The sequence below is a fragment of the Nocardia sp. NPDC058497 genome (genome assembly GCF_042720195.1).
Lineage (GTDB): Bacteria > Actinomycetota > Actinomycetes > Mycobacteriales > Mycobacteriaceae > Nocardia.
In genome coordinates this window covers 5,836-20,400 of the sequence record NZ_JBHXMY010000024.1, presented here as the reverse complement: position 1 = coordinate 20,400, position 14,565 = coordinate 5,836, and the positions used below count along the sequence as shown (strand labels likewise).

Below are 14,565 nucleotides of genomic sequence, written 5' to 3'. Positions count from 1 at the left end.
CCCACACACTTTTTTAATTCTCCGCCCAACACCGATAAAAACACAAAAATTGTCTTGGGATGATTCTTTTTTTTATAAGACACGGGATAACCCCCGCGCGCGCCGCAGCGCGGCCGGTGGTGCGGACGACATCGGCGACGGTCTTCCCGGTGAGTTCGTCCAGGCGCAGGTACCGGGCGCGCAGGTCACGAGACAGTTCGGCGGCGAGGCCGAGGCGGATCATGCCGCGTTCGCAGTCGATGACCATGGCGGTGTGGCCTTCGCCTGCCAGGAGGCGAGCCGCGGTGCGGGCGCGGGGCAGTGGGTCGACGCCGCCGGTAGCGCGGCCGTCGGTGAGCAGCACCAGCATCGGGCGGCGGCGCGGGTCGCGGACGTGTTCGCGGGCGATCACCTCACGCGCCTTCAGCAGGCCCGCGGCGAGCGGGGTCTTGCCCCCGGTGCGCAGGCCTGCCAGGCGGCGGACGGCGATGTCGACCGAGGAGGTCGGCGGGAGGACGAGTTCGGCTTCGCTGCCGCGCACGCTGATCACGGCCACCTTGTCGCGGCGCTGGTAGGCGTCGCGCAGCAGGGTGACGATGGCGCCGGTGACGGCGGTGAGCCGGTCGCGGGCGGCCATCGACCCGGAGGCGTCGACGACGAACACGACCAGATTCCCTTCGCGCCCTTCGCGATACGCGCCACGCAGGTCCTCGGCGGCCAGCGCGAGCGGGCCACTGAACCGGCCGCGCTCGAATTGCCGTGGGGCAGCGGCGAATACGGTGCCGAGCAGGTGCAGGCCGGTGGAGGTGTCGGTATCGGGGCGCACCATCCGGCCGGTGCGGGTCTGGGCGCGGGACCGGCGGCCGGGCGCCCCTTCGCCGATGCCGGGTACCTCCCAGCGCGGTGCGGGCTTCGACACGGAACCCGGTGTGCCCGAGATCCCTTCGGCCGCGGGCCTGGACCCGCCACCGTTAGGCCCGCCTCCGGGGTTGTTGTCGGGGCCATCGCCGTCGGGATCGTCCGGTCCGCCGCTTTCAGGACCCTGGTCGACGGGTCCCCCGCTATCGGGGCCGCCGTCGTCCTCGGCACCGTCGACATCACGAAGATCGGGGCCTCCCCCGGCGTTCGCCGGGCACCGATCAGCCGAATCGTCGTTCTCGCCCTGTCCGCGAGCGTCGTCCCGCGGATCATCGCCGGCCGCGGTTTCGTCGAATCCCGCAGCCTCGGCGGCATTCTCGACCTCGTCGGCCGCCGCCCGCATCGCGTCGTCGAGCTGCTGCTCACTGATCCCCGGCTCGTCGAACGGATCGCGCCGACGTCGATGCGGCAGAGCCAGCTGGGCGGCGATCCGCACATCGTCCTCGGTGACCCGATCGCGCCCACGCCACGCGGCATGCGCGGTCGCGGTCCGCGCCACGACCAGATCCGCGCGCATCCCGTCCACATCGAAGGACGCGCACAGCGCCGCGATCCGGCGCAGCTCGGTGTCGTCGAGGGCGATCTCGGGCAGCCGGTCACGCGCGGTCAGAATCCGTTCGGCGACAATCTGATCGGCGTCGGCGTAGCGAGCGGCGAACCCGACCGGATCGGCCTCGTAGTCCAGGCGCCTGCGCACCACCGCCATGCGGGTGTCGACCTCGCGGGAGGCGGCCACGTCGACGGTGAGGCCGAATCGGTCCAGCAGCTGGGGCCGCAGCTCGCCCTCTTCGGGGTTCATGGTGCCGACCAGGACGAACCGCGCCGGATGCGAATGCGAGACGCCGTCGCGCTCGACATGGACCCGGCCCATCGCGGCCGCGTCGAGCAGCACGTCGACCAGGTGGTCGTGCAGCAGGTTCACCTCGTCGACGTAGAGCACGCCGTGATGCGCCGCCGCCAGCAGACCGGGGCGGAACGCCTGCTCCCCGTCGCGCAGCACCCGCTCGAGGTCGAGCGAACCGACCACGCGATCCTCGGTCGCGCCGACCGGCAGCTCCACCAGCCGCGCGGGGCGCGCGCCGGTCTCGTCGACCACCGGGGGCAGCAGGTGGGCCAGCGCCCGCACCACGGTCGACTTCGCGGTGCCCTTCTCGCCACGCACCAGCACACCGCCGATCCCGGGATGCACGGCCGACAAGATCAACGCCAGCTGCAGGTGTTCCTGCCCGACCACCGCCGAGAACGGGAATCCCGCCTCACCCGCCGACCGAGCGGCGGTGTGCGGACCAGCGGCGACATCAGCAAAACCAGGCACGCCCCCACTCTATGCGCGCGTCTGATCATGACCCGCGCCGGGCATGCGCGGCCCGAGACCGCCTCGCGGGTTACCCCCGGCGCATCGGGACATGCGGGATGCCGTCGTCGAGGAACTCCTCGCCGTCCGGGGTGAACCCGAACGTGGCGTACATGTCCACCAGGTAGGACTGCGCGTCGAGCCGGACGGTCGCCGATCCGGTCTCGGCCAGCGCGGCCCGCAGCAGCCGGGCGGAGTAGCCGCGCCCGCGGGCGGGCACTGCGGTGCACACCCGGCCGAGACGGAAGCTCGTCACGCCGTCCTCGTGCTCTTCGAGCAGGCGCAGCGTGGCGACAACCTCGCCGTCGTCGTCGATCCACAGATGCCGGGTCGCCGGCAGCAGGTCACGCCCGTCCAGCTCGGGATAGGCGCATTCCTGCTCGACGACGAACACGTCGACACGCAGTGTCAACAGCCGGTACAGGGTGGCGGTGTCCAGATCCGCCGCCCATGCCCGCTGCAAGACGACCGGCGACATCGGCTCCGCTATCGCACCTGCGCGAAACCGGCGGCGTCCTGCTCGGTGGTGGCGTTCATCTTGTCGAGCTGGAGCGACTTGGTGGTCCAGTCCCACACTTCCTGGAACAGCGCCTGGTTCTCCGACAGCTTCTGGCCCAGCGACGGGATCATCTGCTGCAGCTGCGGGGTCCAGCCCGCGTACTCGCGCGGGAAGCAACGCTGCATGACGTCGAGCATGGCGGTGACACAGGTCGAAGCGCCCGGCGAGGCACCGAGCAGACCGGCGATGCTGCCGTCCTGCGAGGAGATGACCGCGGTGCCGAACTCGAGCACACCGCCGACACCCTTCTTCCGGATGACCTGCACGCGCTGACCGGCGGTGATCAGCTCCCAGTCGCGGCCCTCGGCACGCGGCAGGAACTCCTCGAGCACGCCGACCTTGCCGTTCTGCGACTTGAGCAGCTCGCTGATCAGGTACTTGGTCAGGCCCATCTCGGTGAGGCCGACGCCGACGAGCGAACCGATGTTGTTCGGCTTGATCGACTTGAACAGGTCGGCGTTGGAGCCGTCCTTGAGGAATTTCGGGGTCCAGCCCGCGTAGGGACCGAACAGCAGGCCCTTGCGGCCGTTGATGACGCGGGTGTCCAGGTGCGGCACCGACATCGGCGGCGCGCCGACGGCGGCCTTGCCGTACACCTTGGCCTCGTGCGCGGCGATGAGCTCCGGGTTGGTGGAGCGCAGGAACTGGCCGCTGATCGGGAAGCCGCCGAAGCCCTTGGCCTCCTTGATGCCCGACTTCTGCAGCAGCGGCAGCGCGCCACCGCCGGCACCCACGAAGACGAACTTCGCGTTGATCGTGCGGGACTTGAAGGTGCGCAGGTTGCGGACGGTGACGTTCCAGGAACCGTCGGACTGCTTGTCGAGGTCGCGGACCTCGGTGCCGAAGGCGATCTCGCCGCCGGAGTAGCCGACGTAGGCCAGCAGCTGCTTGGTGAGCGCGCCGAAGTCGATGTCGGTGCCGCCGTCGGTCCAGTTCAGCGCGATCGGGTCGGTGAAGTCACGGCCCTTGGCCATCAGCGGCAGGCGCGCGGCGAACTCGTCGGGGCTGTCGATGTACTCCATGCCGCGGAACAGCGGGTGCGGCGCCAGCGCCTCGTAGCGCTTGCGCAGGTAGTCGACGTTGTCGGCACCGTGCACGAAGCTGACGTGCGGGATGGGGTTGATGAAGCCGGACGGATCGTCGAGGACGCCGGCGTCGACGGCCGAGGCCCAGAACTGGCGCGAGACCTGGAAGCGCTCGTTGATGTCGACGGCCTTGCCGATGTCGACCGAGCCGTCGGCGTTCTGCGGGCTGTAGTTGAGCTCGCACAGCGCCGAGTGACCGGTGCCCGCGTTGTTCCACGGATCGCTGCTCTCCGCGGCGGCGGCGTCGAGCCGCTCGAACACCGAGATCGTCCACTCCGGCTGCAGCTGCCGCAGCAGCGCGCCCAGCGTGGCACTCATGATGCCTGCGCCGAAGAGAACTACATCGGTCTTTTCAGTCTTCGCAGCGTTCGACACGGGTACTTCGACTTCCTTGTCCTTCTCAGCTACTCACCGGCGAGTGAGTTCGCTTGGGCGCGGGCGCTTTGGGGTTTGGTGCGACTCGCGGTGAATCGCCGGGGGGTAGGTTACCCGTCGTTCACCTGTTGCCAATTGTGCACCTCAGCCGTTCGTAGTTCTGCAACCGACCTCCCGAATGTGATCTAAACCAACACTGCACGTCGCGATGACCGCGCGATAGATTGACCGGTGTGACGAACGAAACCTCACTCGAGCCTGCCGGCGCCGCCGAGCGGACCGATGAGCAGTGGCAATCCGATGTCCTCGGCACCGACTACCAGCAGCGCACCCTGCCGCTCGGCCCCGACCCCGACGGTGAGGGCGAGGTGGTGGCCACTCTCGTGCGCTACCTGCCCGACGCCGAGGCCCCGGCTTCCGAGCCCACCGTGCTGTACGTGCACGGCTTCACCGACTACTTCTTCCAGGAGCATCTGGCCGAGCATTTCGCTGCCCGTGGCCATCGCTTCTACGCCCTGGACCTGCGCAAATGCGGCCGTTCGCGGCGGGTGGGGCAGAGCGCGCACTACGTCAGCGACCTGGCGCTCTACGACGCCGAGCTGAACGAGGCGCTGCGGATCGCGCGCGCGGAAACCGGCAACGACGTGCTGATCGTCGCGCATTCGACCGGCGGGCTCGTCGTGCCGCTGTGGCTGGACCGGCTCGAGGCCAGGGGCGGTAGCGCGAAGGCCGGTGTCGTCGGCGTCGTCCTCAACAGCCCCTGGTTCGATCTGCAGGGCCCGTCCTACTACCGGACGGTCGGCACCCCGATCATCAACGCCGTCGGCAAGTTGCGAGCGTTCGCGATGATCCCCGGCATAGGCGTCAGCACCGCCTACGGCGACAGCCTGCATCACACCCGGTCGGGTGAGTGGGATTACAACCTGGACTGGAAGCCGCTGACCGGCGAACCGGTGCGGATCGGCTGGCTGCGCGCCATCCGGCAGGGGCAGACCCGCCTGCACCAGGGTCTGGCGATCGGTGTGCCCGCGCTGATTCTGCGCTCGCGGCTCACCAAGTTCGCCCGTGAGCACAGCCCCGCCGTCGACGTGGCCGACGCCGTGCTCGATGTCAAGCAGATCCAGCGCTGGGCGGGTTGCCTGGGCGAGCGCACCTCGATCGTGCCGATCGACGGCGCCCGCCACGACGTGTTCCTGTCCTCGGAAGCGGTGCGCGCCAACGCTTTCGCCGAAACCGACAACTGGCTCGACTGGCTGGTCACTTACCGCAAGAGCTGAGGCGAACTCACCAGAGGCTGGTGCGCAGGACGATCTCGGTGGCCAGCTCGTGGGCGCCCTCGGTGGCGATGTTGTCGACCTCGAGCGGGACCACCCGGAATTCGCCGTACACGTAGCGACCCGACGCGTCGGCGGTGGCGCGCGGCAGGCCCTTGGTGACCAGCATGGTGACCGGCAGCTCCAGCGGCGGACAGGCCGGATCGGCGGCGTTGCCGTCGGCGTCGGGCACGGCCGGATGACCCTGATCGGCGACGACCAGACTCATGAACCGGCCGAACCGTCCCGCGCACAACCGCCAGGCCAGCGCCGCGCCCGCACCACGGCCCGCGACATTGACATACGGCAGCTCGAGCTCGTCGAGAATGGCGTGGATCGCGGCCGGTTCCAGCCCGTCGACGGACTCCAGCACGACGGTCTGCAGATCGGATTCGTGCAGGCGCGCGCACACCTGGTCGAAGACGTCGGCAGGGTCGTCCGCGTCGGGAAGCAGCAGTACATTGTGCCGCGATGACGGCCCGTCGACCCGCACTGTCCAAGCCCGGTCACCGACCGTGATCTGCCGAGATTTCATGCCGGTGTACGGTACACGGCCAGGCTGAACACGGCAGGGTGTTCCGCTCGTGATGGCCGGTCTGTTTTCGCCCCTGTCCTGGGGTTTCCCAACGCGGAGGGCCCGAATTGCCAGACCTGTCACAGCGGAGCTCGACGAGGTGTGAGGAGACCGGCAGCACAGTGGTCGGCTGCTATCGGCCGGTGCGCTCGCGGTGCTTGCATCCCGGCCAGCAGCAGGGGCGGCGCTGACCCTCGGCCAGCTCTTCCTGGGTTCGCCGGATTCGGCGTTCCCGGGTCGCGGGCTGCTTGGCGTCCTCGACCCAGCAGATGAACTCGTTGCGGGCCAGGGGTGTGATGTCGTGCCAGGCCTCGAGTGCCACCGGGTTGGTGAGCAATGCCGACCGCAGGTCCGCGGGCAGCGTGTGGACCACGCCGCCTGGCACCGGTTGTCTGCTCATGCGGTCACGCTATCAACTGGGCTGCGGGGACACCTGGACTGTTCCGGTTCGGATGACCGGCAGGCCGGTGGGGGCGCCGGTGTTGATCAGGCGGTCGAGCGCCGGGAGGTCGACGTGCTGTTCGACGAGGTCTGCGAGGAGGTCCAGTTGGGCGGATCGGATGGCCGAGACCGAGGTGGCGGGTGCCACGGCGAAACCGGTGCGGCCTGCGTGGGTCGCGACGTCGGTGAGCCAGGTGCGGCGGAACTCGTCTGATTCGAGGAGGCCGTGGACGTGGGTGCCCCAGATCGCTTGGCGCGCACTGCCTTCGGAGGCGCCGTCGATGGTCAGCCAGTCCGGGTCGGCGTTGTGGGTGACGCGGCCGTGGTGGATCTCGTAGCCGTGCAGGGGTAGTCGACCCGCCACACCTGTCACTTGACGGGCGATTTTGGGGTTCGCGAATTCGATGTCGAGGTCGAGCAGGCCGAGTCCGTCGGCCACATACGGCTGGTCCGAGTCCGGCTCCGCGATCGATGGATCTGCGGCGTGTTCGACGCCGTCGACGATGCGGCGGCCGAGCATCTGGTAGCCGCCGCAGATACCGAGAATAGGGCGGCCTGCTGCGGCGCGGCTGCGCAGGGCGTCGTCGATTCCCTTGGTGCGCAACCATTCCAGATCGGAGATGGTCGACTTGGAGCCGGGCAGGACGACGAGGTCGGCGGTGGTCAGCTGATGGGGACTGTCGGCCCAGCGGACGGCGACGCCGGGTTCGCAGGCGAGGGCTTCGATGTCGGTGGAGTTGGAGATGCGGGGCAGGCGGATCGCGGCGACGGTGAGCCAGTCGGTGCCGTGGGGTGGCGCCGGTCGGCCGACGGGCGTGCCCGCGACCGTGCCGAGGGAGTCCTCGGCGTCGAGCCACAGCTCTTCGGCGAAGGGCAGCACGCCCAGGGTGGGGCGGCCGGTCAGGGCGGTCAGCTGATCCAGGCCCGGCTGGAGCAGCGAGACGTCGCCACGGAACTTGTTGACGAGGAAGCCCGAGATGAGGTGCTGGTCTTCGGGTTCCAGCACCGCGACGGTGCCGAACAGGTGGGCGAGCACTCCCCCGCGATCGATATCGCCGACCACCAGAACCGGAAGATTCGCCGCCCGTGCCAGTCCCATGTTCGCCAGATCCGTGGCACGCAAGTTGATCTCGGCGGGCGATCCCGCGCCCTCACAGATCACCACATCGAATTCCGCACGCAGCGAGGCGAGTTCGGCCGCGACCACCTCGCGCAACTGCTGTCGCCGAGTGAAATAGTCACGGGCCCCGACGGTTCCGACCGCCTGACCTCGCACCACCAACTGCGAGCGGCGATCGCTGCCCGGCTTGAGCAGAACCGGATTGAACCGCACGCTCGGCTCCAGCCCACACGCCCGCGCCTGCAACGCCTGGGCACGCCCGATCTCCCCGCCGTCCACCGTGACGACGGAATTGTTGGACATGTTCTGCGCCTTGAACGGCGCCACCCGCACCCCACGCCGCGCGAGCATGCGGCAGATACCTGCCACCACAACGCTTTTCCCCGCGTCGGAAGTCGTGCCCGCGACCAGCAGCGCCCCGCGTAGCGCAGAGCCGCTCATGCCGGGCGTCGATTCGGGCAGGTCGGTCCCGCCACGACCGCACGGCGACCGCGCCATGCCGATTCGACCTGGCAGGCCACCGACGCGCACATCGAACCGGCGGGCCAGCTCACGGCAGCGTGAGAATTTCCGCGCCCGTTTCGGTGACAACCAGGGTGTGCTCGAACTGGGCGGTCCACTTCTGGTCCTTGGTGACCACGGTCCACCCGTCGTCCCAGATGTCGTAGTCGATGCCGCCGAGGTTGATCATCGGCTCGATGGTGAAGGTCATGCCCGGCTCGATGACCGACTCGATATTGGGCTGGTCGTAGTGCAGGATCACCAGGCCGCTGTGGAAGGTGGGGCCGACGCCGTGGCCGGTGAAGTCGCGGACGACGCCGTAGCCGAAGCGGTTGGCGTAGGCCTCGATGACGCGACCGATCACATTGAGCGCGCGCCCTGGCTTGACCGCCTTGATGGCCCGGCTGGTGGCCTCTTCGGTGCGCTCGACCAGCAGCCGCACCTCCTCGTCGACATTGCCGGCGAGGAAGGTCTTGTTGGTGTCGCCGTGCACGCCGTGGATGTAGGCGGTGACGTCGATATTGACGATGTCACCGTCGGAGATAACGGTCGAGTCGGGGATGCCGTGGCAGATGACCTCGTTGAGCGAGGTGCAGCAGGACTTGGGGAAGCCCTTGTAGCCGAGCGTGGACGGGTAGGCGCCGTGGTCGCACATGTACTCGTGCGCGATGCGGTCCAGTTCGTCGGTGGTGACGCCGGGCGCGACCGCCTTGCCCGCCTCTTCCAGCGCCTGGGCGGCGATCTTGCCCGCGATCCGCATCTTCTCGATGGTTTCGGCCGTCTGCACCCAGGGCTCGTGGCCCTCGTTCGCGGTCTTCTTCCCCACGTATTCGGGACGCTCGATGGAACGCGGGACGTCCCGGATCGGCGACTGGGTGCCGGGAACGAGTGGCTGACGGGTGCGCACGGACATAAGGGGAGTGTAGCTAGGACCCCTGGTCGGTGCTGTGACGCGGTTCGAGGCGGACCACGATCCCCTTGGAGGTCGGGGTGTTGCTGATGTCGGCGACGCTGTCGAGCGGAACGAGCACATTGGTCTCGGGGTAGTACGCCGCCGCCGAACCCCGGCTGGCCGGGTAGGCCACGACGACGAAGTTCTCCGCGCGGCGCTCGACCCCGTCGTGCCAGACGCTGACGAGGTCGACCACGTCGCGATCGGCTAGCCCGAGCTCGGCCAGGTCGTCCGGGTTGACCATCACCACCCGGCGCGCATTGTGGATTCCGCGGTAGCGGTCGTTGTTCGCGTACGGGATGGTGTTCCACTGGTCATGGGAGCGCAGCGACTGCAACAGCAGATGCCCCGGCGGCACCGCGAGCATCGTGAAGTCGTTGCAGGTGAACTCCGCTTTGCCGCTGGCGGTGCGGTAGATGCCCTGGTTGACCGGGTTGATCAGCCGCAGCCCACCCGGCCGGGCGACACGCTCGGTGAAGTTCTCGAAACCGGGCACGACCCGGGAGATGCGGTCGCGCACGGTGTTGTAGTCGGCTTCGAATTCCGCCCACGGGATCGCCGGAGTCGCGCCGAGCGTGCGCTGCGCGAGCCGGGAGATGATGGCGACCTCGCTGAGCAGGTGGGGCGAAGCGGGGTCGAGCCGACCGCGGGAGGCGTGCACCTCGCTCATCGAGTCCTCGACGGTGACGAACTGCTCGCCGCTCGCCTGGATGTCGCGATCGCTGCGGCCGAGGGTGGGCAGGATCAGCGCCGTCTCACCGCACACCGTGTGCGAGCGGTTGAGTTTCGTGGAGATCTGCACGGTGAGCGCGCACTGCCGCAGGGCGGCCTCGGTCACCGCGCTGTCGGGTGTGGCGCGCGCGAAATTGCCTGCGACACCGACGAATACCTTCGCCTGGCCGTCGCGCATGGCACGGATCGCGGCGACCGAATCCAGTCCGTGCGCGGCGGGCGGGGTGAAGCCGAACTCGGTGCCGAGTGCGTCGAGGAAGGCCTGCGGCATCCGTTCCCAGATGCCCATCGTGCGGTCGCCCTGCACATTGCTGTGCCCGCGGACCGGGCACACGCCGGCGCCGGGGCGGCCGAGATTGCCACGCAGCAGCAGGAAGTCGACGATTTCGCGGATCGTCGGCACGCCGTGCTTGTGCTGGGTGAGTCCCATCGCCCAGCACACGATGATCTTCTTCGAGGCGAGCACCTGCTGGTGCACCTGCTCGATCGCCGCCCTGGTCAGCCCGGTGGCCTCGAGCGCGGCGTCCCAGCCGAGCTGTCCGGTGTGCGCGGCGAAGGCGTCGAAGCCGGTGGTCTGGGTGCGGATGAAGTCGTGGTCGAGGACGGTGCCCGGCGCGGCGTCCTCGGCTTCGAGCAGCAGCCGGTTCAGTGTCTGGAACAGGGCGAGGTCGCCGCCGGGGCGGATCTGCAGGAAGTGGTCGGCGATGGCGGTGCCGCGCCCGATCACCCCGCGCGGGACCTGCGGGTTCTTGAACCGGATCAGCCCGGCCTCGGGCAGCGGATTGACCGCGACGACCTTCGCGCCGTTGCGTTTGGCCTCTTCCAGCGCCGAGAGCATCCGGGGATGGTTGGTGCCCGGGTTCTGGCCGACGACGAAGATCAGATCGGCGGCGTAGATGTCGTCCAGCGACACGCTGCCCTTGCCGACGCCCAGCGTCTGATTCAGTGCCGAACCGCTCGACTCGTGGCACATGTTCGAGCAGTCGGGCAGATTGTTCGTGCCGTAGGCCCTGGCGAAGAGTTGCAGCAGGAACGCGGCCTCGTTGTTGAGCCTGCCCGAGGTGTAGAACAGTGCCTCGTTCGGCGAGTCGAGCCCGCGCAGCGTGGTGGCGATCAGGTCGAGGGCGGCGTCCCAGCCGATCGGCTCGTAGTGGGTCGCGCCGGGCCGCTTGACCATCGGCTCGGTCAGCCTGCCCTGCTGGTTGAGCCAGTAGTCGGAGGTGGCGTCGAGTTCGTCGACGGTGTGGGTGGCGAAGAACTCGCGGGTGACCCGTCGGGTGGTCGCCTCGTCGCTGACGTGTTTGGCGCCGTTCTCGCAGTACTCGTTCTTGTGCCGATGTTTCGGTTCCGGCCAGGCACAGCCCGGGCAGTCGAAGCCCTCGGTCTGGTTGACGTTCAGCAGCGTCAGCGCGGTGCGCTTGGCGGAGGTCTGCGACAGCGAGTACTCGAGTGCGTGGACCACCCCGGGAACACCCGCCGCCCAGGTCTTCGGCGGAGTCACCGACAGGTCGTCGGCGGGGTCATCGATCGAGGTCATCACCAGCTTCTTTCCGTGCCGTGGCACTGCGGTCAGACAGGATGACCCAAAGGCTTCCCAGTTTCGTCCCGGTTGTCAACGCGGCAGTTCACACCCGGTATCGCCCGCAGGGGTGAGGACGCGGTCCGGAACCGCTCGCATGCTCTGTCCATGACGACACTTCCCGCCACGACTCTCGCCGCCGTCGCCCAGCAGCTGACCGGCGGCGGCCGCGGCATCCTCGCCGCCGACGAGTCGATCAGGACCATGTCCGCCCGCCTGGAACAGGAGGGCATTCCCGCGAGCGCGACCACCCGGCGCGACTACCGCGCAGTGCTGCTCACCGCCGACGGCCTGGCGGAGTGGATCAGCGGAATCATCCTGTGCGACGAGACTTTCGGTCAGGATCTCGCCGACGGCCGCGCGTTCCCGGTCGCGGCACGCGAGCTGGGCATCCTGCCCGGCATCAAGGTCGACACCGGCACCACGGGACTTCCCGGCCAGGGCGGCGCTCTGGTCACCGAGGGACTCGACGGGCTCGGCGCCCGGCTGGCGGCCTATGCCGAGCGCGGCGCCGCGTTCGCCAAGTGGCGGGCCGTCTTCGACGTGCGGTCGATCACGCCCTACGCCGCGCACGCCAACGGGCACGCGCTGGCGCGCTACGCGGCGCTGTGTCAGCGGCACGGCATCGTCCCGATCGTCGAGCCGGAGGTGCTGTGCACCGGTGACCACGACCTCGACGCCTCGGCCGAGGCGACCCGGCTGGCCCTGCGATCGGTGTTCGCCGCGCTCGATGCCGCCGGTGTCGACCTGTCGGGCATCGTGCTCAAGCCGAACTTCGTGACGCCGGGTCTCGATGCCGCGCCGGCGGCGGTGGACGACGTGGTGGCGGCGACCTTCGCGGTGCTGCGTGAGACCGTGCCCGCCGCCGTGCCCGGGATCGCGTTCCTGTCCGGTGGGCAACCGACCGAGCAGGTCTGCGACTACCTGGGCAACCTCACCATCCTCGCGGGCCGACCGTGGGCGGTGACCTTCTCGTTCGGCCGGGCACTGGTCAGCGCGGCCCTGCATGCTTGGGCGGAATCCAAAGAAGTGACTGCGGCGCAAAAGATTCTGCTCGGCAATTGCCGAAGCGCGGCCGACGCGACCCGCTGACGATTCGGCCGTCCGGACCCGCAGCCTGGCATCAAGGCGCTCCGCTGACTACCGACGAGCAGCTCGGCCGGCCGCGCACCGGCATCAATTCGCCCGCTGACTACCGGATAGGCAGCTCTACCAGCAGGATCGTCCCGCGCCCCCGCATCGACTCGACCCGCAGCGAGGCCTCGATGACGGCGCAGCGCTCGGCGATCGAACTCAGACCGAAATGCTGCTCTCCGTCGACGGCCCGAGCTTCCCGGCGGGCGACCGGGTCGAAGCCCGCGCCGTCGTCGGAGCAGCCGAGGACGACCGAGTCACCGACCCGGCGCAGCGACAGCACGATCCGGCTCGCGCCCGCGTGTTTGACCGCGTTGGCCAGCGCTTCCTGCGCGATCCGGTACAGGGCGGCGGCCGCGTGATCGGGGATGTCGCCGACGGCGGCCGCCGGGTCGACAAGGAACTCGATCGACGGACCGTCGCCGGTGCTCGCCGTGCGCACCAGCGATTCGATGGCGGCGACCAGGCCGAGGTCGTCGAGGACGAGGCTGTGCAGGCCCGAGATCGCCGCCCTGGTCTCGTTGTAGGCGAAATCCGCCAGTGCGCGGGCGCTGACCAGTTCTTCGCGGGCGCGCGCCAGAGCACGCGCACCGGTTTCGTCATCGGTGGCGACGTGGGCGGCGAGTTCGGAGACGGTGAGGTCGGCCGCGGACAGGTGGAACGACATGGACGCGAGCGCGGTGGTCACCCCGTCGTGCAGGTCGAAGGCGATCCGGCGTCGCTCGGCTTCCTGCGCCGAGATCGCTTGCTCGACAAGGCGATCACGCTCACTGCGGTGCCGGTTGACCGTGCGCCACAACCGGTGCGCGTGCAACGACAGACCGAGGATCGCCGCGTAGGGTTCGGCGCGCGCGAGATCATCGGGCCCGAACGGCGCGGCCGGGTGGCGGTGGGCCGCCAGCACACCGACCACCGCGCCGTCTATTCCCGGCAGCGGCAGGCACATCCGGGTGACGGTCTGGTCCGGGTCGAGCTGTAACAGCTTGCGGTGCAGTGCATTGCGTGGCGAGTCGACCTCGAGCAGGACCGGTTTGCCGGTCCGGGCGACCAACCCGGTCACCCCGAACCCGACCTGCAAGGTGAGCGAGCCCGCCGACGGATGCGCGGGCCACAGGTCGACGATGCCGAGGTCCTGCCCGTCGACGGCGTAGAGCAGCACACCGTCGGCGGCGAGGAGTGGGGCGAGCTCGGCCGCGGTCGGCGCCGCAGCGGTCAACGGAACAGCCCCTCGCGCAACGCGACCGCGATCGCCCCGCTGCGATCGGACACCCCGAGTTTGCGATACAGCCCGCGGATATGCGTCTTCACTGTGTCCTCGCTGACCACCAGCTTGCCCGCCACCGCCCGGTTCGAATACCCGGACACCAACAGCCCCAGCACTTCCGATTCCCGCTGGGTCAGCCCCAGATGCGCGCCGGACCAGAACTGCCCCGCGTCGAGGCGCGCCGCGGCCAGCGCCACCCGACCGGCCAGTGCCGGGTCGACGACGGTCTCCCCCTCCCCCGCCCGCAGCAGCTGGGCGACGAGTTCGCGCCCGTCGACCCGTTTGAGGATGTAGCCCGCGGCGCCGGCGCGCAGGGCCTGGTACAGGTAGTGCTCGTCGTCGTAGACGGTGAGCAGCACGACCTTCGTCTCCGGATACTGCACGGTGATCTGCCTGCACAGATCGAGTCCGCTGGCCTTGCCGATGCGGACATCGCACAGCACGATATCGGGCCGATGCTCGGCGACCATCCGCAGCGCGGCCGTGTCGGTGGTGGACTGCCCGACGATGACGACCTCGTCGGGAAAGTGGCCGAGCATCGCGTCGAGCCCGTGCAGGACCATCTCGTGATCGTCGACGAGCACAAGCCGTAACGGGGTCGGCATACCGCCAGCTTACGACCGAAAACCCCGGTGGCTCCCGGCATTTGGCGGATATCACCCGCGCGCCCACCCGCCGGGGGGAG

General features: G+C 69.2%; 12 protein-coding genes. 2 read left to right on the top strand and 10 right to left on the bottom strand.

Annotated elements, in window-relative coordinates:
• Window positions 1-13: 13 nt before the first annotated feature.
• The 3 genes from ACFWPJ_RS03375 to mqo form a co-directional block, all read right to left on the bottom strand.
• Entirely contained in the window at window positions 14-2,212 is a 2,199-nt protein-coding gene (locus tag ACFWPJ_RS03375; RefSeq protein WP_378846529.1) for a magnesium chelatase subunit D family protein, read from the bottom strand.
• A gap of 70 nt (window positions 2,213-2,282) precedes the next feature.
• Window positions 2,283-2,729 (bottom strand): GNAT family N-acetyltransferase, encoded by a 447-nt coding sequence (locus ACFWPJ_RS03370; RefSeq protein WP_378846527.1) that lies wholly within the window; start codon window positions 2,727-2,729, stop codon window positions 2,283-2,285.
• A gap of 8 nt (window positions 2,730-2,737) precedes the next feature.
• Window positions 2,738-4,270, bottom strand: coding sequence for a malate dehydrogenase (quinone) (gene mqo / locus ACFWPJ_RS03365; protein WP_378846525.1), 1,533 nt, complete (start codon window positions 4,268-4,270; stop codon window positions 2,738-2,740).
• 233 nt (window positions 4,271-4,503) lie between these two features.
• Here mqo and ACFWPJ_RS03360 point away from each other — a divergent pair, with 233 nt between their 5' ends.
• Window positions 4,504-5,547: an alpha/beta hydrolase gene (locus ACFWPJ_RS03360; protein ID WP_378846523.1), complete on the top strand. Its 1,044-nt coding sequence runs from the start codon at window positions 4,504-4,506 to the stop codon at window positions 5,545-5,547.
• Window positions 5,548-5,554: 7 nt separating this feature from the next.
• Here ACFWPJ_RS03360 and ACFWPJ_RS03355 read toward each other — a convergent pair whose 3' ends face one another.
• From ACFWPJ_RS03355 to ACFWPJ_RS03335, 5 genes are all read right to left on the bottom strand, one after another.
• The gene (locus tag ACFWPJ_RS03355; protein ID WP_378846521.1) at window positions 5,555-6,118 is read right to left on the bottom strand and encodes an alpha/beta hydrolase; all 564 of its coding nucleotides are present in this window, start codon (window positions 6,116-6,118) and stop codon (window positions 5,555-5,557) included.
• Between the two features lie 172 nt (window positions 6,119-6,290).
• Window positions 6,291-6,557, bottom strand: coding sequence for a YdeI/OmpD-associated family protein (locus ACFWPJ_RS03350; RefSeq protein ID WP_378846518.1), 267 nt, complete (start codon window positions 6,555-6,557; stop codon window positions 6,291-6,293).
• A gap of 12 nt (window positions 6,558-6,569) precedes the next feature.
• The gene (locus ACFWPJ_RS03345) at window positions 6,570-8,159 is read right to left on the bottom strand and encodes a cobyric acid synthase (protein WP_378846516.1); all 1,590 of its coding nucleotides are present in this window, start codon (window positions 8,157-8,159) and stop codon (window positions 6,570-6,572) included.
• Window positions 8,160-8,268: 109 nt separating this feature from the next.
• Window positions 8,269-9,132 carry a type I methionyl aminopeptidase gene (gene map / locus ACFWPJ_RS03340; protein WP_378846513.1) on the bottom strand — a complete coding sequence of 288 codons (864 nt, stop codon included), beginning with the start codon at window positions 9,130-9,132 and terminating at the stop codon, window positions 8,269-8,271.
• Between the two features lie 13 nt (window positions 9,133-9,145).
• On the bottom strand, window positions 9,146-11,440 hold the full coding sequence (locus tag ACFWPJ_RS03335; protein ID WP_378846512.1) for an FdhF/YdeP family oxidoreductase: 2,295 nt from the start codon (window positions 11,438-11,440) through the stop codon (window positions 9,146-9,148).
• 150 nt (window positions 11,441-11,590) lie between these two features.
• Between ACFWPJ_RS03335 and ACFWPJ_RS03330 the strand changes: the two genes are divergently transcribed.
• The gene (locus tag ACFWPJ_RS03330; protein ID WP_378846510.1) at window positions 11,591-12,574 is read left to right on the top strand and encodes a class I fructose-bisphosphate aldolase; all 984 of its coding nucleotides are present in this window, start codon (window positions 11,591-11,593) and stop codon (window positions 12,572-12,574) included.
• A 100-nt stretch (window positions 12,575-12,674) separates the two neighbouring features.
• Here ACFWPJ_RS03330 and ACFWPJ_RS03325 read toward each other — a convergent pair whose 3' ends face one another.
• A complete protein-coding gene (locus tag ACFWPJ_RS03325; protein ID WP_378846509.1) occupies window positions 12,675-13,832 on the bottom strand; it encodes a GAF domain-containing sensor histidine kinase in 1,158 nt (385 codons plus the stop codon).
• Window positions 13,829-14,485, bottom strand: coding sequence for a response regulator (locus ACFWPJ_RS03320; protein WP_378846507.1), 657 nt, complete (start codon window positions 14,483-14,485; stop codon window positions 13,829-13,831). The genes ACFWPJ_RS03325 and ACFWPJ_RS03320 overlap by 4 nt, the downstream gene beginning before the upstream one ends.
• Window positions 14,486-14,565 lie beyond the last annotated feature (80 nt).